Source organism: Streptomyces sp. NBC_01334 (assembly GCF_035983595.1).
GTDB classification, from domain to species: domain Bacteria; phylum Actinomycetota; class Actinomycetes; order Streptomycetales; family Streptomycetaceae; genus Streptomyces; species Streptomyces coriariae.
Genome location: NZ_CP130718.1, coordinates 9,565,255 through 9,584,604 on the forward strand (window position 1 = coordinate 9,565,255; position 19,350 = coordinate 9,584,604).

General features: G+C 70.4%; 15 protein-coding genes. 7 read left to right on the plus strand and 8 right to left on the minus strand.

The genetic code is table 11. The features are described from left to right. Positions 1-82 precede the first annotated feature (82 nt). From OG736_RS42460 to OG736_RS42470, 3 genes are read right to left on the minus strand one after another with little or no spacing between them, the layout of a single operon-like run. A complete protein-coding gene (locus OG736_RS42460) occupies positions 83-853 on the minus strand; it encodes a phosphatase PAP2 family protein (RefSeq protein WP_327187236.1) in 771 nt (256 codons plus the stop codon). Continuing rightward, positions 854-1,807, minus strand: coding sequence for a YihY/virulence factor BrkB family protein (locus tag OG736_RS42465; RefSeq protein WP_327187237.1), 954 nt, complete (start codon positions 1,805-1,807; stop codon positions 854-856). Position 1,808: 1 nt separating this feature from the next. Next, positions 1,809-3,563 (minus strand): bifunctional phosphatase PAP2/diacylglycerol kinase family protein, encoded by a 1,755-nt coding sequence (locus OG736_RS42470; protein ID WP_327187238.1) that lies wholly within the window; start codon positions 3,561-3,563, stop codon positions 1,809-1,811. A 473-nt stretch (positions 3,564-4,036) separates the two neighbouring features. Between OG736_RS42470 and OG736_RS42475 the strand changes: the two genes are divergently transcribed. The 4 genes from OG736_RS42475 to OG736_RS42495 all read left to right on the plus strand — a co-directional run bounded on the left by OG736_RS42475 (position 4,037) and on the right by OG736_RS42495 (position 8,509). Continuing rightward, positions 4,037-5,722, plus strand: coding sequence for a ribonuclease J (locus tag OG736_RS42475; RefSeq protein WP_327187239.1), 1,686 nt, complete (start codon positions 4,037-4,039; stop codon positions 5,720-5,722). A 104-nt stretch (positions 5,723-5,826) separates the two neighbouring features. After that, positions 5,827-6,564, plus strand: a complete 738-nt coding sequence (locus OG736_RS42480) for a polyamine aminopropyltransferase (protein ID WP_327187240.1) — start codon at positions 5,827-5,829, stop codon at positions 6,562-6,564. 52 nt (positions 6,565-6,616) lie between these two features. Continuing rightward, positions 6,617-6,967 (plus strand): JmjC domain-containing protein, encoded by a 351-nt coding sequence (locus tag OG736_RS42490; protein ID WP_442817141.1) that lies wholly within the window; start codon positions 6,617-6,619, stop codon positions 6,965-6,967. A 339-nt stretch (positions 6,968-7,306) separates the two neighbouring features. After that, positions 7,307-8,509, plus strand: a complete 1,203-nt coding sequence (locus OG736_RS42495) for an oxygenase MpaB family protein (RefSeq protein ID WP_327187242.1) — start codon at positions 7,307-7,309, stop codon at positions 8,507-8,509. A 119-nt stretch (positions 8,510-8,628) separates the two neighbouring features. Here the strand turns inward: OG736_RS42495 and OG736_RS42500 are convergent, their stop codons facing one another. The 5 genes from OG736_RS42500 to OG736_RS42520 form a co-directional block, all read right to left on the minus strand. Beyond that, positions 8,629-9,807 (minus strand): TetR/AcrR family transcriptional regulator, encoded by a 1,179-nt coding sequence (locus tag OG736_RS42500; protein ID WP_327187243.1) that lies wholly within the window; start codon positions 9,805-9,807, stop codon positions 8,629-8,631. Positions 9,808-10,012: 205 nt separating this feature from the next. Further along, a complete protein-coding gene (locus OG736_RS42505; protein ID WP_327187244.1) occupies positions 10,013-11,104 on the minus strand; it encodes an NAD(P)-dependent alcohol dehydrogenase in 1,092 nt (363 codons plus the stop codon). Continuing rightward, complete coding sequence (locus OG736_RS42510) at positions 11,101-11,610, minus strand: DUF4334 domain-containing protein (RefSeq protein ID WP_327187245.1); 510 nt, start codon at positions 11,608-11,610, stop codon at positions 11,101-11,103. Before OG736_RS42510 ends, OG736_RS42505 begins: the two co-directional genes overlap by 4 nt. A gap of 577 nt (positions 11,611-12,187) precedes the next feature. Further along, positions 12,188-13,270 (minus strand): ScyD/ScyE family protein, encoded by a 1,083-nt coding sequence (locus OG736_RS42515; RefSeq protein WP_327187246.1) that lies wholly within the window; start codon positions 13,268-13,270, stop codon positions 12,188-12,190. A 1,136-nt stretch (positions 13,271-14,406) separates the two neighbouring features. Then, a complete protein-coding gene (locus OG736_RS42520; RefSeq protein ID WP_327187247.1) occupies positions 14,407-15,756 on the minus strand; it encodes a penicillin-binding transpeptidase domain-containing protein in 1,350 nt (449 codons plus the stop codon). A 130-nt stretch (positions 15,757-15,886) separates the two neighbouring features. Between OG736_RS42520 and OG736_RS42525 the strand changes: the two genes are divergently transcribed. The 3 genes from OG736_RS42525 (at position 15,887) to OG736_RS42535 (ending at position 19,320) form a co-directional block, all read left to right on the plus strand. After that, positions 15,887-16,600, plus strand: a complete 714-nt coding sequence (locus OG736_RS42525) for a hypothetical protein (RefSeq protein WP_327187248.1) — start codon at positions 15,887-15,889, stop codon at positions 16,598-16,600. Positions 16,601-16,962: 362 nt separating this feature from the next. Next, complete coding sequence (locus tag OG736_RS42530) at positions 16,963-17,721, plus strand: thioesterase II family protein (RefSeq protein ID WP_327187249.1); 759 nt, start codon at positions 16,963-16,965, stop codon at positions 17,719-17,721. A 9-nt stretch (positions 17,722-17,730) separates the two neighbouring features. After that, positions 17,731-19,320, plus strand: coding sequence for an acyl-CoA carboxylase subunit beta (locus OG736_RS42535; protein ID WP_327187250.1), 1,590 nt, complete (start codon positions 17,731-17,733; stop codon positions 19,318-19,320). Positions 19,321-19,350: the final 30 nt, after the last annotated feature.

Consider the following 19,350-nt stretch of genomic DNA (forward strand, 5'->3'; position numbering starts at 1 on the left):
CTCCGAGCAGGCACCGGACCACCACAGCTGCTGGTCCACGCACATCGTCCACGCCGGACAACCCAACTGGTCCTCCCTCCGGTCACGGCTCGGGGTGGGCGTCGACGAGTTCGGGCTCCAGCCCGTCGCTCACCTCGGCGTGGCCCCGGCCGGCTTCGGCGCGCCACGCCTCGAAAGCCCAGGCGGTGAGGGCGACGACGGCCAGGCCGAGCAGCCAGCCGCCCACCACGTCGCTGAACCAGTGCACGCCGAGCGCGACCCGGGTGAAGCCGACTCCGAGCACCGACAGCACAGCGGCGCACCAACACAGGGGCCGCCAGGAGCGTGGCACCAACGGCAGCAGGACCAGCAGCAGGACGGCGAACGACGTGGTGGCCGTCATGGCGTGACCCGACGGGAAGGAGAATCCCGGAGCGTGCGCCACCGGATCCTCCAGGGACGGCCTGGCCCGCTCGACCACCGTCTTGACCAGCAGTCCGATCAGCCCGCCGGCCACGGCCGTCACGGCGGACCAGGCGGCCAGCCGCCAAGCCCTGCGGTACACCAGCCAGACGGTCAGCAGCGCGACGGCCGTCCGCAGGACGGCCGGGTCCCAGACCCAGTCGGACAGGAAGCGCAGGAAGCTGGTCCACGCCGGGTGGGTCACGGCCGTGTGGTGCAGTCGCTGAGCGGCGCCCGCGTCCAGGCGGCGCAGCGGCTGCCACTGGCCCTCGACGAGGACGAGCAGCAGCGCGAAGGGCACGGCGGCGACGGCGGCGACGGCTGCCGCCGCGAACAGCCGGACGCCGAATCTGCGGTCGGCCGCCCGACGACGACGGTCTCGGAGGTTCTGGACCGCGGCTCGCACAACCATTCAGACTCCAGGATCGGGTTCGATCGGACCGGCCCGCAGGGCCCGCGCAGCCTCCAGCTGCGCAGCGAACGCCAGCCCGAGGAAAAGGGCGATGGAGGTCAGATAGGCCCACAGCAGCAGTGACATGAAGGCGCTGAGCGGGCCGTAGACCGTGTCGAAGGAGCCGCTGATCCCCAGATACAGGCTCAGCAGCCAGGTCAGCGCCGTCCACAGCACCAGGTAGACGGCGGCGCCGAAGGCCAGCCAGGTGTACCCGGGTTGTCGGCGGCGGGGCGACCGGCGGAAGATCACGCTGGCCGAGATGAGCGCGAGCAGCAGCCCGAAGGGCCAGCGCAGTATCTCCCAGGCGCTCTGGGCGCCACCGTCGAGCCGGTAGACGGTCACCGCCGCGGAGGCCAGGTCGCCACCGGCCACCATGACGATGAACCCCAGTCCGAGCGGCAGCCCGGCACTGACGGACATCACCAGACCGCGCAGGTACTTCTGTCCGAAAGGGCGGTCGCGCTCGTTCCCGTAGATCCGGTTGGCGCCGCGCTCCACCTGGCACATCGCGGTGGTGGTGTTGACCAGCGAGAAGAGCAGACCGAACCAGAGCGCGAGCTGCGCGCCGTCGCCCGCCGTGCGGCGGCTGCGATTCAGCGCGTCGTCGACGACGTCGGCGCTGGGGCCCTCGGCGATCCGGTGGATCGTCAGTTCGGCGATCCGGCCGATGTTCTCGGTGTGCAGCGTGGTGGAGAGCCCGACGAACGCGATGGTCAGCGGGATCACCGACAGGACCGTCTGCAGGGCGAGCGCGCGGGAATGGGTGAAGCCGTCGGCGTACCGGAAACGGACGAAGGAGTCGCGCAGCAGGGCCCAGCGGCCGTAGCGGCGCAGTGACGCCAGCGCTTCGTCGGCGGACAGTTCGTCGCCGCTCATGTCACGGGTCTCGGGGACCTTGGTCGCGGTACCCATGTCACGCACCTCCAGCGGGCAGCAGCACCGTCAGCGCGCCCGGCCTGACCTCGGCGGTGAGTCTGCGGCCCGGTGCCACCGGATCGCCGTCGAGCTCTCGGGACTGCGTGGAGTCGAAGGTCAGTTGGGCCCGGCGGAAGGTGAAGAACTCCACCGGTACGCCGCTGCCGTCCTCGTCCTGCGTCGTGACCGTGTCCACGGCCGACGGCCGGGGCGCGGGTGCACCGCCGCGCAGCAGCGTCGCCAGCACACGTATCCAGCCGCCGACGCCGCGCGGGTCGAGGACCAGCAGATCGAGCTGACCGTCGTCGGGGCGGGCGGCCGGCAGGAGTGTCGTCCCGCCCTGCACGGTCCCGACGTTGCCGATGAGCACCATCCGGGCCGTGCGGCGCAGGGCGGGCGCGTCGTCGAGCCGGACGGTCAGACGCATCCGCGGCGTGCGCAGCGTGCCCATTCCGGCCAGCACATAGGCGGGCCAGCCCAGGACGGACTTGGCGCGGTCGTCGGTGTGCTCCATGATCTCGGCGTCGAGACCGGCCCCCGACATGGCGGCGAAGTGGGTGGCGGTGAGGCCGTCACCCTCGATGCGGCCGAGATCGAGGCGGTGCGGGGTGCCCGACAGGGCGGCGTCGAGAGCTTCGGTGGGGGACAGCGGCAGGCCGAGGTTGCGGGCCAGCAGGTTGCCCGTGCCGCAGGGCACGACGGCCAGCGGTACGCCGCTGCCGGCCAGGGCGTCCGCGGCCGCCCGCAGGGTACCGTCACCACCGCAGACCACGACCAGCCGTGCGCCGTCCCGGACCGCGGCGGCCGTCTGACCCGTGCCCGGGTCCTCCGCCGTGGTCTCGATGAACACCGGTGCGCGGTGACCGTGCCGTTCCAGGACCCCCCGCAGTGCCTCGCGGTCGGCTTCCCCGGTCACCGTGGGGTTGAAGATCACCGCAGTCCGGCCCGTGCCCGGTGCGCCCGTGCTCGCCCCCGCGCTCGCGAAGGAAGGAGCGGGGCTCGCCCCGGCCGGAGCGGTCACGGTCCCGTCGGTGAACAGGGCACGGCCGACGATCAGCAGGGACAGGCTCCCGTTGACCAGCCCGCCCACGACGTCCGTGGGGTGGTGCATGCCCCGGTAGAGGCGGGCGACGGCCACCAGCACCGGCACGAGGAGCAGCAGAGCGCCCACGATCCGCCGCCACGGCCCGCGGAGCCGGGACAGCGCGAGCACCGCCAGTCCGCCGTAGAGCGCGGTGGCCGCCCCGGTGTGGCCGGACGTGTAGCTCGAGGTCGGCGGGGAGGCGTCGAGGCGGTGCACCTCGGGTCGGTGGCGGTCCACCGACTCGGTGATGATCAGGAACACCAGCGACTGGAGAGACACCGCGACAGCGAGGAAGGCCGCCTGACGCCACATCGGCAGACGGGGGAGCAGGATCAGGCCCGCGCACGCCAGGACGGTGACGGCGATCACCGTGAGAGTGTTGCCGGCCTCCGACCCGAGCAACGACAGGGTGGTCAGGGTACCGGTCCTGGCGCGTTCGAAGCCCTCGTTGACGTCGTCCTCGACCGTCATCGGCCACAGCCCACGGGCGGGCCCGGTGATCAGCAGCCCGATTCCCACCATCAGCGCGCCCTGGCAGACGGTCAGCGCCGCGATGCGCGCGGCGGTTCGGCCGGTGCCTCGGGGCAGCGGGAACGAGCGGCCGGTCCGGGCGGCTCCTGGTCTCCCACCGGGCAGCTCGGCCGGTCTGTGCGGTACGGCGGTCGGCATCAGGTCTCCCACGGGTCGGCGCGATACGGCGGTGTCGGCCAAAGGCATCGGGCCGATGCACCGCCGTCTGCCCCCGATGTCACCGCGCAGACCAACTGATGGGTGACTCGACTTCGGTGAAGCCCCTACCCGCTGTAGCCGTTGATCCCGGTTCGCCCTCCCTTGTGATCATGCGGGAAAGGGCCGGCGCGGACCGTGCGGCGTCCGCACCGACTGCGGAAGCCCTTGCTGTCGCCGCCCGCTCCCGCCATGGGCCGAACCGGCCCCAGCGCCGCCGAGGACGCTGCGGGGCGGGGTCGACCGGGGCGTTTCGGTGGACTCGACAGCGGTGCGGGCACACCGGCACGCGGCGGTGCGAGGAAGGCGCGGACCGCGCCCTGTCCCTCCGCGGGCGCCCGGGCGTCGCACCCCGTCTCGCGTCGACCCAGCGGGGTGGTGGATCACGCCGCCAGACTTTTCGGTAACGTGAGGTCATGAGCCATCCGCACCCAGAACTCAAAGCCGCCCCGCCGCTGCCCGCAGGCGGGCTGAGGGTCACCGCCTTGGGCGGTCTGGGCGAAATCGGTCGCAACATGACGGTCTTCGAGCACGCCGGCAAGCTGCTGATCGTGGACTGCGGTGTGTTGTTCCCGGAGGAGAACCAGCCCGGGGTGGACGTGATCCTGCCCGACTTCACCTCGATCCGGGACCGCCTGGACGACATCGTGGCCGTCGTACTCACCCACGGCCATGAAGACCACATCGGGGGCGTGCCCTATCTGCTGCGGGAGCGGGCGGACATCCCCGTCGTGGGCTCGAAGCTCACCCTCGCGTTCCTGGAGGCCAAGCTCAAGGAGCACGGGATCAGGCCCCGCACGGTGCGCGTGCGTGAGGGCGATCGGCGCCGCTTCGGTCCGTTCGACGCCGAGTTCGTGGCCGTCAACCACTCCATCCCGGACGGGCTCGCGGTGGCTTTGCGGACCGGGGCCGGCCTGGTGCTGCACACCGGTGACTTCAAGATGGACCAGTTCCCCCTGGACGACCGGATCACCGACCTGCGCGCCTTCGCCCGCCTCGGCGAGGAGGGCGTGGACCTGTTCCTCACCGACTCCACCAACGCCGAGGTCCCCGGCTTCACCACCTCCGAACGCGAACTGAACCCCGCGATCGAACAGGTGTTGCGTACCGCGCCACGGCGGGTCATCGTCTCCAGCTTCGCCAGCCATGTGCACCGCATCCAGCAGGTTCTGGACGCCGCCCACCAGCACGGCCGCAAGGTGGCCTTCGTGGGGCGCTCGATGGTCCGCAACATGGGCATCGCCCGCGACCTCGGCTACCTCAAGGTCCCGTCCGGCCTGGTCGTGAACGCCAAGGAACTGGAGAAGCTGCCGGACCACCGGATCACCCTGGTGTGTACGGGCTCCCAGGGTGAGCCGATGGCCGCCCTGTCGCGGATGGCCAACCGCGACCACGCGATCCGTATCGGCAAGGGCGACACCGTCCTGCTCGCGAGCTCCCTCATCCCCGGCAACGAGAACGCCATCTATCGGGTGATCAACGGCCTGACCCGGTGGGGCGCCAACGTCGTCCACAAGGGCAACGCCAAGGTGCACGTCTCCGGCCACGCCAGCGCCGGTGAACTCGTCTACTGCTACAACATCGTCCGACCCCGCAACGTCATGCCCGTCCACGGCGAGTTCCGCCACCTGCGGGCCAATGCCGACCTCGCCATCCGCACCGGCGTCGACCCCGACCGGGTCGTCATCGCGGAGGACGGTGTCGTCGTCGACCTCGTCGACGGTCGCGCCTCCATCACCGGCAAGGTGCCCGCCGGCAACGTCTACGTGGACGGCATGGAAGTCGGCGGCGCCACCGAGGCGTCCCTCAAGGACCGGGTCACCCTTGCCCAGGAGGGCGTCATCACGGTCGTGGCCATCGTCGACGCCGACACCGGCGCCCTCGCCGAGGCCCCCGACTTCCTGGCCCGCGGCTTCGTCCACGACGACACGACGTTCGAGCCGGTCATCCCCGTCATCGAGAAGACGCTGGCCAACGCCGCACAGGAAGGCGTCGGTGACGCTCACCAGCTCGAACAGCTCGTCGCCCGAGCCGTGGCCAACTGGGCCTTCCGCACGCACCGCCGCAGGCCGCTGATCATCCCCGTCATCATCGACGCCTGACCGGGCCCGCCGCCCCCGCTCCCCGCTCCTGAGCCAGAGCGGATCATCCGTCGCGGCGCCGGCAACGGCGCCCCTACGTTCGCGAACATCAGAAAGGTCAACGGATGGGCCTGCGCTTCGAGGAGATCGACTGGCAGCCGACGCCGATCGGCGAGATCAGTCTGCGGCGGCGCCGCCACCCGGTCTCGGGGGACGACGTGTACGAGGTGAAACTCGGCGACGAGTTCCTCATGTCCAGCCTCTTCACCGCCGGCGAGATCGCACTCACGGAACTCGGACTGGCCGAGCTGCCGCAATCCGAACGGCCCGAACTGGATGTGGCCGTCGGCGGACTCGGGCTCGGCTACACCGCCCGGGCGGCCCTGGAAGACCCCCGGGTGCGCTCGCTGACCGTGATCGAAGCGCTCGCGGAAGTCATCGACTGGCACCAGCGGCACCTGGTACCCCTCGGAGCCGAGCTGACCTCGGACCCCCGCTGCCGCCTGGCGCACGGCGACTTCTTCGCGCTGGCCGCCGACCCCCGGGGCCTGGACCCCGAGGCCCCGGGCCGCCGCTTCCACGCCATCCTGCTGGACGTCGACCACTCACCACGCCATGTGCTCCACCCACGCCACGCGGCCCTCTACCGACCTGCCGGGCTCCGCGCCCTCGCCGGACACCTCCACCCCGGCGGGGTGTTCGCCCTGTGGTCGAACGACCCGCCCGACGAGCAGTTCACCTCCACGCTCACGGAGGTCTTCGCACGAGCGGCAGCCCATGTCGTCGACTTCGACAACCCCCTGCAAGGCGGTACCTCGACCAACACCGTGTACGTGGCCCGCAGAGCACCGGGCACACCGTAGGACGACGGCCCTGCCGGTTCCGGCGATACGGCGCGGCCACTCGAGGAAGGCGTTGCCCCAGTCGGTGCAGCGGGGGCATCTGATCCGGGGTGCCGGCGATGCCGGCGAAGGCGAGGAAGTGGTCGGCCCTGCGCTCGTAGCGGCGGTGCGGGCGGCGGAGTTCGTCGAGCCAGGACATGGTTCGTTCCACGGCCCGGGCTACGCCGGCCAAGGTCGCTGGAAGGTCTACGGGGCGACCCGCCCGTTCCCGCCGTGCCGCGACATCGAGGACTCGGGCGAGACGCCCGCCGAGCTCGTGGCGGATCTCGTCCTGCGCACCGGAGACGTGTTGGACGTGCCGCGCGGCGTGGGGCACGTGGTCTCCGCCGACCAGGACACCCACTCCTTGCACGTCACCTCCTGACCGCAGACCCTCACCGCGACAGTCCGCCCGTCAGGGGCACGTTCGCGTTCGCCCCGGCAGCGGAGGCGGTGCTGCGCCCACTGATCGACGGGCGGAGGGGGACCTGGTCGCGCTCGCCGACACGGCCGGCGTCGCCTCGGCCGTCGTTCCGCCGCTTCCCGGTCGCGCGCAGGAGGTGACGAGCCCTCGGTCACCACCATTGCCGACGCCAACACACCTCGCTATGTTAATCAAGAATCACATCCATGCGACAAGGTGCATCACGCGTGGACCATGTAACTGACCTGTTTGTAAAGGACTCTGGAACCACCTGGCCCCCTCAGGGAAGCAGGTAAGTCAATGAAGAATCTCAGCCGACGAAAGGCTCTGTCTCTCGGTGTCGCGCTCGGCCTCGTGGGCGTGGCGAACCCCGGGCAGGCGTGGGCCTCGACGGGCTCGGTGGCAGGCGCCGCCGCCGCGGGGACCGGTCCGGAATGGATCTGGGACGACGCGGCCGACCCTCTGATGGCTTCGATGCTCGACAACGGCCACGTGCCCGCGATCAACACCGCATGGGCGTCGTGGGTGAACAACGACGACCCGCTGCCCACCGGCGTGCCGGCTGACTTCGCCGCCTACCTGCGGCAGGTCAACCGGCTGCCCTCCTGGGCCGACCCCGCCAAGCTGGCCCGCGCCGCCGACTTCAACCGGCGCAGGGACACGTACCTCTTCATGCTGTACGGCCTCGGCAGCGGAATCATGAGCACCGTGATTCCGCGTGAGGCCAAGAGCGTCTACTGGTCCGCGGGTGGCGCCGACATGCAGGACCGCGCGGCCAAGACCTTCACGTTCGGCTACGACCTGTCCCAGCTGGGAGCCTTCGAGCCGACGGGACAGTTCGTCGTCACCGCCAACAAGACGCGCGTGGTGCACGCCGCGGTCCGTCACCTGCTGCCGCAGTCGCCGCACTGGCGGGCGGTCGCCGACGAGACCGTCCCGATCAGCGCCGCCGACATCCTGGTCACCTTCCACAGTCTGGGCACCTACGTGTACAGGAAGCTGCTCGACTGGAAGATCCCGTTCCCGGCCGCGGACCAGGAGGCGTTCCTGCACTCGTGGCAGGTCGCCGTCCATCTGCTCGGTGTGCCGGACGAGCACATACCCCGGACATGGGCGGCCGCCGAAAAGCAGTCGGCGCAGGTGCTCACACCGATCCTCACCCCGTCGACCGAGGGCATCGCACTGGCCGAGGACCTGCTCGGCCTGACCGCACAGATCGACCTCGGCGTCACGCGCGGATTCCTGAACGAGTTCGTGCGCTACGTCCTCAGCGACGAGGTCGGCGACTGGTTGGGGCTGAAACGCGACTACGTGTCGGCGGCCCTGGTCCGCACCGCATGGCCGGCGTTCGTCCTCTTCCGTGAGGGGCTGTCGCCCGTCATGCCCGGCACCTTCTACATGTTCGACCAGTTCGTGCGCGCCCTGGGCATGCTGTTCCTCAACAAGGGCTCCTCGGGGACCACCACCCCCATCACGATCCCCACCGGAAACAGGGCAGGCTGAGCCGTCGATCCGATCTCACCGCCCCGCGGCGGACGGGCCGAGGGGCGGGCGGCAGCGTGACTCCCGCACGAGGGGCTGCACGACACGGCGCCTCGCCGCTGCTGGGCTCTGACGGCCTTTCAGAGACCCAGAGCACCCAGGACCAGAGCGGTCACGGCCTCAAGATGGTCAGGACTGTCCTGCCACCGCAGTCTGCGTCCCGCCTCGACCACCACGCCGAACCCCGCATGCACCAGCACCCGGGCCTGGCGGGGGTCCAGCTCCGGACGGGCCAGCCGCAACTGCTGCTCCCAGACGGCGATGTGCTCCCGCTGCGCGAGGACCACGGGGCGCCGTAGTCCGGCCGGGAGGCCGGCGAGCTCGGCCTCGGCAACGCTGTTGAGCTCGGTGTATTCAAAGCTGTAGGCCACATACGTCGCCGCCAGCGCGACGATGGCGTCGTGCGGGCCGACCACCTCGTGCAGACTTTGCTCCACACCCTGGGCCAGCAGTCCCGCCGCCTGCAGGCATGCTGCCGCCAGGATGTCGATCTTGCCTGGGTAGTGGCGGTAGAGCGCGGACGGGGTCAGTCCCACCGCCTCCGCGATCTGTCCGTTCGTGACGCTGGAGAATCCGTCGCGAGCGAACAGCGGGACGGAGGCCGCGAGGATCTCCGCGCGTCGCGTGCGCGGCACCGGACGGGCGGGCAGTTCGACGGGGCGCGCGCCCGGACGGCGAGCCGCGGGGTCACTCGCGGCCACGCCCAGCGCGGACGCCAGCAGCAGTTCCTCGGCCCGGCGTTGGGCGATGGAGGTGCGATGCATCGTGATGGACCCGATCGCACCGAGGGCCGCCATGGCCCGCAGGCGCTCGTCAGGCAGTGGGTGCTCGCGCTGTACCGCCTCGTCGACCCGCTCGACGAGGCGACCGAACTTCGTCCCCAGACGCCGGCGGTCCTCGCGGTTGAGGTACCGGGCCTCCCATCGGTACACGCCGCCCGACGCGCGATGAGCGACGGTGATCCGGGTGATGGCGGTCAGGACATCCCTCAAGGTCGCCCCGGACGGCACCTCGTCGAGCGCGGCGACCAGTCCGTCCACCATGACATCGGCGCACTCGGCGAACAGCGCGTACTTGTTCGGGAAGTGCCGGTACAGAGCGGCCGCGGAGATACCCACGCCGGCGGCGACTTCCTCCATCGACGCCGTGTGGTAGCCGCGCTCGCTGAAGACCTGCCCGGCCGCCTCGACGATGAGCTGCTTACGGTTGCGCGGCCGAGCGGCCGCGGCCGAACGGGCGGATGGGGAGGCGGAGGCCATGCTGATGAGTCAATCACACGCCGTCAGGAGGCCGGGCTCCCTCGGCGCGAACGGCACGGGACGTGACTCCAGGATCACTTCCCGGGTGATTCCGGCCCGTGACGTGAACGGCTCGTGCCGACGGTCGGCGCGGCGGGCGGCTGTCGGGCATTCCACCCGTGGACACGTCGTCCGCCACCGCTGTCCCTGATGCCGGAGCGGCCGGTCAGGTGAAGGTGAGCACCGGCTTGATGACGCTGCCGTCCCCCATGGCGGCCGCGGCTGCGCCGATGTCCTCGAACGGGAACGTCGTGACCAGCCGGTCGAGCGGGAAGAGTCCACGCCGGTGCAGGCCGATCAGCTCGGGGACGAAGCGGCCTGGGTCGGAGTCTCCCTCGATCACCCCGTGGACGCGTACGCCCTTGGCGAGCAGGCCCATCACATCGAACGTCACCTGGTCGCCGAGGCCCAGGAGGGCGAGTTCGCCGCGCGGGCGCAGCGCGCCGACGGCCCGGCGGGCCATCTCCGGACGGCCGGTGGTCTCGATGACACAGTGCGCACCACCGCTGGTGAGGTCGCGCAGCGCCGCCACCAGACCGTCCCCGGGGGCCAGGGCCGCCTTGGCGCCGAGTGCGGTGGCCAGGGCACGGCGGGAGGCGACCGGGTCGACGGCCACTATCGGGTCGCAGCCCACGGCCACCGCGGCCATCAGCGCGCTCAGACCGACCCCGCCCGCGCCGAGGACGACCAGCGAGGAACCTGGGTCGGGGCGCAGCCGGTTGAGTACGGTGCCCGCGCCGGTCTGGCCGCTGCAGCCCAGCGGTGCGGCAACCGCGGCCGGCAGGTCGGCGGGGACCTTGACCACGCCGCGTTCGTGGACGACGGCATGCGTGGCGAAGCTGGACTGGCCGAAGAAGCCGGAGTGGAGCGGTGTGCCGTCGACAGAGAGCGGCGTGGTGCCGTCGTCGCGTCCACCGGAGAAGTTCAAGAGCTGCGCGGCGCGGCAGTAAGCCGGGTGGGCCGCGGCGCACTGCTCGCAGGCGCCGCAACTGGCGAAGGTGAGACAGACATGGTCCCCCGGCACGAGGCCGGTCACGTCTGCGCCCACCGCCTCGACCCGGCCGGTGCCCTCGTGCCCGAAGACCATCGGGGTGAGCCGCCGGGGCCAGGTCTCCCGCATGCCCAGGTCGGTGTGACAGATACCGACCGCGGTCATCCTGACCAGCACCTCGCGGGGCCGCGGGTCCTCGAGGTCCGCGTCCCGGAGGGTGAACGGGGCGCCCGGCGCCTCGGTGACCGCTGCGCGGACGTACCTCACGACCCCTCTCCGGCACCCGGGCTCTCGTGCGGGGGCTCGGGTGCGCGCTCGAGGAAGAAGTAGTAGAAGGGGCCTTCGGCGGGGACTCCCTTGCCGTTCATGATTCCCATCAGCGTGGTGTCGTCCACCCACTTGAAGTGGTCGAAGACCGGCCGACCGTCGTAGACCATGGTGGCCGTCGGCTCGCCGCGGAACTCGACGGTCCACAGGCTGGCCTCGCCCTGGCCGAGCTCGCGGTTGGAGTACAGCTCACCCGTCGCGTTCCGGCACATCAGCGGTTTGGCGTCGTGCACGGCGACGAACGTCTTGCCGTACCAGTCGGCCTCCGCCAGCATGCCTTCGAGGGGGTGGCCGGTGCGGAACTCACCGCCCTTCCACTCGCCGAGTATGTCCTCGGGGCGAGTGGTGGGCAACGCCGCCCAGATCGCGTCGAGTTCGACGGCGGTGACCGGGCAGTCCTCCTTCCGGAGTTCCTGGAACCGTGCGCGCGCCTCGAGCATGTCCATGCTGGTGTCCTCTCGTCGGTGCTGAACCAGGTGGAACATCAGGATGTTGCCTTGCGGGATGGGTGGAACGCCGCTCGGACCGTTGCCGGCCGGTGGGGCCGGAGCGGAGGGAAGAGTGCCGTGGGAAGCGGAGTGCAGGTTCGTCGGTGACCGCGCCTGGGTGGCCCACGCTGCCCAGGCTCAGCAGCACGTGGCGTCAGGCGATCCCTCTCCAACGAGTTCGACGACTCCCCTCGGAACGGGAGGCGATAGGCGACCTCGCAATGCCATGATCCCAGTGCACCCCCTGTCTCTTGCTTAGCGATCGATCAGTATGTCTGGCATCCGACGGCCGGTCTGGCGTCACTTTCCCGGTGTCGCTCCACAAAAGCAAGTGCTGGGAAGGGGGTTGACTGAGTAACGCCGCCCTCGTACGTTCCTAGCGAACGCTCAGTAGGTTCCGATCGGCATCTCGTAGGAAACGCCGGGATGCGTGAACGGCCCCCCGATGTGGGTCACACCGGGGGGCCGTTCATCACGGGCGTACGCACGTGGGGGGGGCGAAGGAGAGAGTCGTACAGGCACGCCGTGGACCGTGTCAGTAGGTCAGGCTCAGCAGCTCGCCGCTGGTTCCTCGCGCGTTGTTGACGATGAGCACCTGGCCGTCCCGGTTGACGTCGAGCCCCGTACCCATGATCAGCCTGTCGCCGGTGGGGATCTCGGTGACCGCCTTGGTGGTGGTGTCTATCTTCAGCACCTTGCTCGGCTGCGGCGGATCCTCGAGGTAGCCCGGGGTGTACGTCAGAGCGATCAGATCGCCGTTCGGGGCGACGGCGAGGTCCACCACGTTGGTCAGGCCGGTGACCCAGAGCTCGGGGCCGTTGGCGCCGACCTTGTATATCCGCGACTGGCCCGCGTAGACGCCGAGGCCGGCGACGTAGGTCGTGCCGTCGGCAGCCCTGGCGATGCCGGTGGGCACCCCATCGCGATCGTTCTCGTTCGTCGGCAACACGAACTCGGTGGACGTGGTGCCGCCCGCCGTGCGGAGCACGGTGTTGGCGCCCGCGTCGGTGGCCAGGTAGCTGCTGCCGCTGCGCAGGACCTTCCACGGATTGGAGTACGGCTCGCGGCCATCGGGATTCAACCGCGTCTCGTGGTCGACGTAGTCCGCGACGATCGAGCCATCGCGGGTACGCATCAGCGTGCCCAGCGTCTTGGCCTCCGGGCCGAGCGCGGCGCGGCCGTCGCTGTTGAAGCCGCCCGAATTCAGAACGAGATAACCACCGTTCGGGTCGGGCAGGACGCTTGCCGGGCCGAGGGCCTGGATCGCCGCACCGGGCGCGGCGCCCGGACCGAAGGACGTCAGACCGGTGACGACGCGGCCCTGCCACGAGCCCTTGACCTTGTAGACGGCGCCGGTCTTGCCCACGCACACCTGGCCGACGGGGCAGCCCGGAAGACCCTCACCCGACTCGGCCACGAGCAGGCTGCCGTCTGCCAAGGCGGTAACGTCGCGGGGGTTCTTCAGTCCGGACGCGACTACCTTGATGGTCGTCTTGGAAGCGGCTTCGGCCCCGTTCGTCGCAGCGCCGGCAGGCCCGGCGATGGCCAGGGGTGCGGCGACGACACCGGCCGATACCGCAAGCATGCATTTGGTGAAGCTCCTGCGTGAATTCGACATTCCTCATTCGCTCCTTTTCCTTTGCGTGATCCGCATCATTCAGAAAAGCGGACGACAAGACGCGGGTGCCACAGTAGAGGAGACCGGAGCGCACGGCTGCGCCGATCGAATCCAATTGCCGCCCTTCTCTAGCGGCTCTCCAGAAAGCCTTGACGGGCCACCAGGATGGAAAACCCACGTCAACTGTGCAAGGAAAAAGGGGCGTAGCTCGTCGCGGGGGAAGATCGCCGGTCGGGCCGTGAGGTCGTAGTGGTGCCGGCTGGTCGGGGAACGGCAGAGGCGTTCGTGTTCGCGGGCGAGGTGGAAGGCGAAGTCGGCGTCGCGGGCGGCGTTGTCGTTCCGTACGCGGGGTGCGGGCCCGACGGTCGACGACCGTCGTGGCGCATCGCTGGAGAGGTCGCTCTGATGGCCTGCGGCTGGGTGCCCGTGGTCGGCGCGGGATGCGACGCGGTGGATCCGGGTTGCTCCGCCGTGAACAAGGACGCGGTGGGGAGCGGCCTCGGCGGTCGGCTCTGTTCCGCTTGCGGGCGAATATTCGGTGGCATCAACAATAGGCCGGAACATCCGCAGGTCGGTGCCGCCGAGAGGGAACTCCTCGTCGCAGACATGGGGGCGGGCCAGTTGAGTGCCGGACGTTTCCGAGTAATTCGTCCCCGGGTAGGGAAGCGGTTCGTGGCAGCGATGAAATGACGAATACGTAACGCAACTGGTGGCGCGGGCGACGGCACCATCAGGCAGCCAGAGGTGCGGGAGATCGCTCAAGCCATAATCTCGGGGCGGGGGAGATCCTGCACCACGGGTTCGACGCCGAACTCGTCCGTGCCGTCGCGCGATGGCCAGGGTCTCCGGGCGCGGTGAGCCTTGCGGCCGTCACCGGTCGGCGGTGCAACCGCCCCCGCCACCGCTGTCCTGGCCGCGGTTCCCGTCACCACGGCTCGACGAGAACCCTGTCAGGGCCAGCACGACCATCACCGACACCCCTGTGTATCTGAGCCTGCGCCCCCGCATGTACATGCCGTCACCCTATTCACGGCCGTCGCAGCCGCCCCAGCGAGGGCACAGTGACCCCTCTCGTCCCGTACGGGCTGTGTCGACCTTCCCGACGGGTTCCCCATGCCGCCACCAGGCGGCCCCGGTCAGGACACGCTCGCGAGGATCCTCTCCGCCGCCTCGGCCGCTGCCCGTCCGCCGACGGCCTCGTCGGCGCCGGCCGTCGAGGGCAGGCCCTCGACGCGGACCGCCACGGCAATGCGCCGTCCGTCGCTCGACCGTGCGGAGCCGATGAACCACGAGGTGGCCAGGTCGCCGTCACCGCCGGGGACCCACCCCGTCTGTCCGCTGCTGCCGAGTACCGCCTGCAACGCCTCAGCCGTGCCCCGGGACATCGCCTGCCCGGCGGGACCACTGTCGGCGGCCTCGGGCCGCTGCGTGGTGCCGTCTGCCTTCGTCACCCCTTCCACCAACTGCGGGGACACCAACTGCCCGCCGTTGGCGACCGCGGCCGCGACTCGCGCCATCTCCAGCGGAGTTGCCCGGACGTCCCCGGCTCCCATCCCCGTCAGGGCCGCCTCGGGAGCCGTCGTGCCGTCACCGGGGTAGCTGCTCTCGGCGACCGGGAGGGGCACCTTGAGCGAGTCGTCGTCGAAGCCGAACTTCTGCGCCGCGGCACGGAGCCGGTCCTGACCGAGCTCGGCGGCCATCTTGGTGAACACGTTGGCGCAGGAGCGGCGCAGCGCCAGTCTGATGGAGGCGTTCTCGCACTGCGACGACGTGCCGGTCACCCGCGTGGTCGAGAGGGGGAGCACGTAGGTGAGCGGGCTGACGGTGGCGTCGTCCACCGCCGTGTAGAGGCCTTGGTCCAGGGCGGCGGCCGCGACGACGACGCTGAAGGTCGCCCCCGGCGCATCGGCCTGCTTCAGGGCCCGGTTGAGCATCGGCGAACGGCTGTCGGTGGTGGCCGACTTCCACGCCTGGGCGTCCTTCGTCCCTCGGCCGCTGAACAGCGCCGGGTCGTAGGAAGGCGTACTCACGAGGGCGAGAACCTTCCCGGAATTCGCGTCGAGAGCCACCGCGGCGCCCTGCCGGTCACCCAGCGCGTCGAACGCGGCCTTCTGGAGGGCGGGTTCGACGGTCGTCGCGACGTCACCGGACGCGCCGGCGCTCAGCGTGTCGTCGTACAGGGCCTCGAGGCCGGTGCGGCCGTACGCCATCGACCGGTAGCCCGTGATGGACGCATAGAGGGGGCCGTCGGTGTAGGTGCGCTGGTAGGGAGCCTTCGGGAGGTTCGTGGGCTGCGAACCGGTGACGGCTTTCCCGCCGACGAGAATGTCGCCCAGTCCGCGTTTCGACGCGGACGGGGAGGCGTGCTCCGTCGGGGACTTGTCGTCGGTGCCGGTGGGCGTGTCCTGGCTGCAACCACTGGTCACAGCGGCGAGAGCAACGAGAACCCCCGAGACGCGAAGCGCCTCTCTCGTGGTCGTGTGCATGGCCGCATTCTAGGGAAACCCACGCAGCGGGCGGGCAGTTGGGTCAGGTCGCCTCGCTCGCGGCCCCGTCGTGTCAGCATCTGTGCAGTGCGCCCTGTCAGATGGGGGCGGGGGGCGAGGAGCCGAGCTCGTGGACGCGTTCTTGCAGGGCATTCCACAGCCCGAGGACCTGTGGACCTTCGCCGTCCACGGCGTCTTCGGGCCGGGCATCGCCGTCACCGGGTACCTGCTGTACGTCCTGGTGACCGCGTGGCTGGGCACCGTCAGGTCGACCGTGACGCTGGTCCGCCGGTTGGGCGGGGTGGCTCATGACGCTCATGTCCGGCTGGTCGAGATGTCCGCGACGCAGATCACCGCGGCCGTGGGGCTCTCGCTTCTGCTCGCGCTGGTGCTGTGCGGTTGGCTGACCGGTGTACTCGTCATCGGCAACCTGGTCGCCTTCGCGTACCAGAAGTCCGGGCACGAGTTCCTGGAACTGCAGACGCGGGACGCGGCATCGCTCGTGGACTGGCTGCAGTGGAACGCCTTCACGAAGGGCTATCTCATCGCGGCGTTGGCCGTGGTGCTGATCGCGGTCGTCCACCGGGGGAGTCCGAACCTGCGCTTCCTGGCCTTCCTGATCGGCATACCGGTCATGCCGTGGGGTCTGTCGATCGCCGTCCTGGTGGTGTTCGAGATCATCCTGGGCTGCTTCGCGTGGATGGGGACGGGGGACTACTCAGCCGGCGCCGGTTTCACCTGGCATCTGGTCTTCGCGGCAGTCGTCGCCGCCTATCTGGGCGCGTGCGTCGTCGCCCTGCGCGCGGCCAGGAGCCTGGGCCGCCTGTGGCTCGCGCGGGAGTAGACGCACGCCGCGCCGCGCCCGATGCGGACGCCCACCCACCCCCGGTCTTCCGACGGCTCCGCACCGCCGCCCCGCGCTCTCGGTACGACAGCATGTCCATGAGAGGGAACCCAGACCGTTCTTGTCTGCCGCCGCTTCCACAGCAGCCCCTCCCCAGAACCACACCGACGACCGAGCCGGCCGGCAGCCATGGCGAGCACCGTTGCGGTATTAGGGGCTGAGAGTCGGCTTTTAGGGGTGGGTCCCCTCTGGTGAGTGGTGGGTTTCGTGGCTTCACTCAAGGGTGATCCGGGGGCCCGAGGATTCGGCGACGGGTACCCGCAGAACGTGCGTCTGCCCGCGACGAAAGGACACCGAACGACATGGCGGCACCGTCCACCCCGACCAGCGCCTGGGTCCGGCGCTTCCACCCGGAGCCGGAAGCTGCGACGCAGGTGATCTGCTTTCCGCACGCAGGTGGTTCGGCCACGTTCTACTTCCCGGTCGCCCAAGCCCTGTCGCCCGCCGTGGACGTGCTCGCCATCCAGTACCCCGGCCGCCAGGACCGGCGCGTCGAACCCTGCATCGACGACATGGACACCCTTGCCGACCTCATCAGTGAGGAACTGCGGCCCTGGCTCGACCGGCCCTTCACCCTGTTCGGCCACAGCATGGGCGCCACGCTGGCCTTCGAGGTCGCCCTCCGGTTGGAGCGGAGCGGAAACACCGCGCTGGGGCTGTTCGCGTCCGGCCGGCGCGCGCCCTCGCGGCACCGCGACGAACAGGTCCACCTCGCCTCCGACGACCGGCTGATCAGCGAGATCAAACGGCTGGAGGGCACCGAGTCCCGGGTCTTCGACGACGAGGAGATCGTGCGGATGATCCTGCCCGCCGTACGCAGCGACTACCGGGCGGCGGAGAGCTACCGCTACCGGCCGGGGCCCGCGTTGAGCTGCCCCGTCACCGTCCTCACCGGCGACCGCGACCCGCACGTCACCCTCGACGAGGCCGAGGCGTGGCGGGAGCACACCACCGGCCCCTTCCGGCTCAGGGTCTTCCCGGGCGGGCACTTCTTCCTCAACTCCCATGCCCAGGCGGTGATGCGGGAGATCACCGGCCTGATCGACGGCTCGTCCGAGTAGGGGCCTCTGATGCCCGGAGAGACCGAGAGCCCCGGCCTGGTGGACACACGGCACGCCCGCGGCCGGGTCGCCGCCCTGCACGCGCTGCGGGAGACCGTCCGGGGCGGTCCGAGCGCACGGGCGACCGCCACGCAGCACGCCAAAGGCAAGCTGACGGCCCGTGAGCGCATCGGACTGCTTCTGGACGAGGGCACGTTCGTCGAACTGGAGCCCCTGCGCCGACACCGGGCCACCGGCTTCGGGCTGGAGGCGAACAGGCCGTACACCGACGGCGTGCTCACCGGCTGGGGCACGGTCCACGGCCGTACCGTCTTCGTCTACGCCCACGACTTCCGCATCTTCGGCGGTGCGCTCGGCGAGGCGCACGCCGAGAAGATCCACAAGGTGATGGACCGGGCCAGAGCGGTCGGAGCCCCGCTGGTCAGCCTCAACGACGGCGCGGGAGCCCGGATCCAGGAAGGCGTCACGGCGCTCGCCGGATACGGCGGCATCTTCCGGCGCAACACCGCAGCCTCCGGTGTCATCCCGCAGATCAGCGTGATGCTCGGGCCCTGCGCGGGCGGCGCCGCCTACTCCCCGGCGCTGACGGACTTCGTGTTCATGGTCCGCGGGACCTCGCAGATGTTCATCACCGGACCCGACGTGGTCCAGGCGGTCACCGGCGAGAAGGTCACGCACAACGGGCTGGGCGGCGCGGACGTGCACGCCGAGACCTCGGGCGTGTGCCACTTCGCCCACGACGACGAGGAGACCTGCCTCGACGACGTCCGCTATCTGCTCTCGCTGCTCCCGCAGAACAACCGGGAGACCCCGCCGTACGCGGCCGGAGACGACCGGCCCGACCGGCGCACCGACGCACTCGTGGACCTGGTGCCGGCCGACGGCACGCGCGCGTACGACATGCGTGAGGTCATCCGGGAACTCGTCGACGACGGGGAGTACCTGGAGGTCCACGAGCGCTGGGCACCGAACATCGTCTGCGCCCTAGCCCGGCTGGACGGTCATGTGACAGGCATCGTCGCCAACCAGCCGCAGCACCTGGCCGGCGCCCTGGACATCACCGCGTCCGAGAAGGCCGCACGCTTCGTTCAGCTCTGCGACGCCTTCAGCATCCCCTTGCTGACGCTGCTGGACGTCCCCGGCTTCCTGCCGGGCACGGGCCAGGAGCACGGCGGTATCATCCGACACGGCGCCCAACTGCTGTACGCCTACTGCAACGCCACCGTCCCCCGCGTCTCCGTGGTACTCCGCAAGGCCTACGGGGGTGCGTACATCGTCATGGACTCCCAGTCCATCGGCGCCGACCTGACCTTCGCCTGGCCCACCAACGAGATCGCGGTGATGGGCGCCGAAGGCGCGGCCGACGTGATCTTCCGCAAGGAGATCGCACAGGCGGAGGACCCGGAGGCCATGCGCGGCAGCCTGATCAAGGAGTACCGGTCGGAACTGATGCACCCCTACTACGCCGCCGAGCGAGGGCTGGTGGACGAGGTGATCGACCCTGCCGACACCCGCCGGGTCCTGATCGATTCGTTCGCCATGCTCCGGCACAAGCACGCCGACCTTCCGCTGCGCAAGCACGGCAACCCGCCCGTGTGACCGGGACCCGGGCGGACGCCGAGGAGAAGG

What these genes read in the sequence shown, in the direction of transcription:
- OG736_RS42460 (WP_327187236.1), bottom strand. Translation starts at nt 853, where the DNA reads ATGGTTGTGCGAGCCGCGGTCCAGAACCTCCGAGACCGTCGTCGTCGG.
- OG736_RS42465 (WP_327187237.1), bottom strand. Translation starts at nt 1,807, where the DNA reads ATGGGTACCGCGACCAAGGTCCCCGAGACCCGTGACATGAGCGGCGAC.
- OG736_RS42470 (WP_327187238.1), bottom strand. Translation starts at nt 3,563, where the DNA reads ATGCCGACCGCCGTACCGCACAGACCGGCCGAGCTGCCCGGTGGGAGA.
- OG736_RS42475 (WP_327187239.1), top strand. Translation starts at nt 4,037, where the DNA reads ATGAGCCATCCGCACCCAGAACTCAAAGCCGCCCCGCCGCTGCCCGCA.
- OG736_RS42480 (WP_327187240.1), top strand. Translation starts at nt 5,827, where the DNA reads ATGGGCCTGCGCTTCGAGGAGATCGACTGGCAGCCGACGCCGATCGGC.
- OG736_RS42495 (WP_327187242.1), top strand. Translation starts at nt 7,307, where the DNA reads ATGAAGAATCTCAGCCGACGAAAGGCTCTGTCTCTCGGTGTCGCGCTC.
- OG736_RS42500 (WP_327187243.1), bottom strand. Translation starts at nt 9,807, where the DNA reads ATGGCCTCCGCCTCCCCATCCGCCCGTTCGGCCGCGGCCGCTCGGCCG.
- OG736_RS42510 (WP_327187245.1), bottom strand. Translation starts at nt 11,610, where the DNA reads ATGGACATGCTCGAGGCGCGCGCACGGTTCCAGGAACTCCGGAAGGAG.
- OG736_RS42515 (WP_327187246.1), bottom strand. Translation starts at nt 13,270, where the DNA reads ATGTCGAATTCACGCAGGAGCTTCACCAAATGCATGCTTGCGGTATCG.
- OG736_RS42520 (WP_327187247.1), bottom strand. Translation starts at nt 15,756, where the DNA reads ATGCACACGACCACGAGAGAGGCGCTTCGCGTCTCGGGGGTTCTCGTT.
- OG736_RS42530 (WP_327187249.1), top strand. Translation starts at nt 16,963, where the DNA reads ATGGCGGCACCGTCCACCCCGACCAGCGCCTGGGTCCGGCGCTTCCAC.
- OG736_RS42535 (WP_327187250.1), top strand. Translation starts at nt 17,731, where the DNA reads ATGCCCGGAGAGACCGAGAGCCCCGGCCTGGTGGACACACGGCACGCC.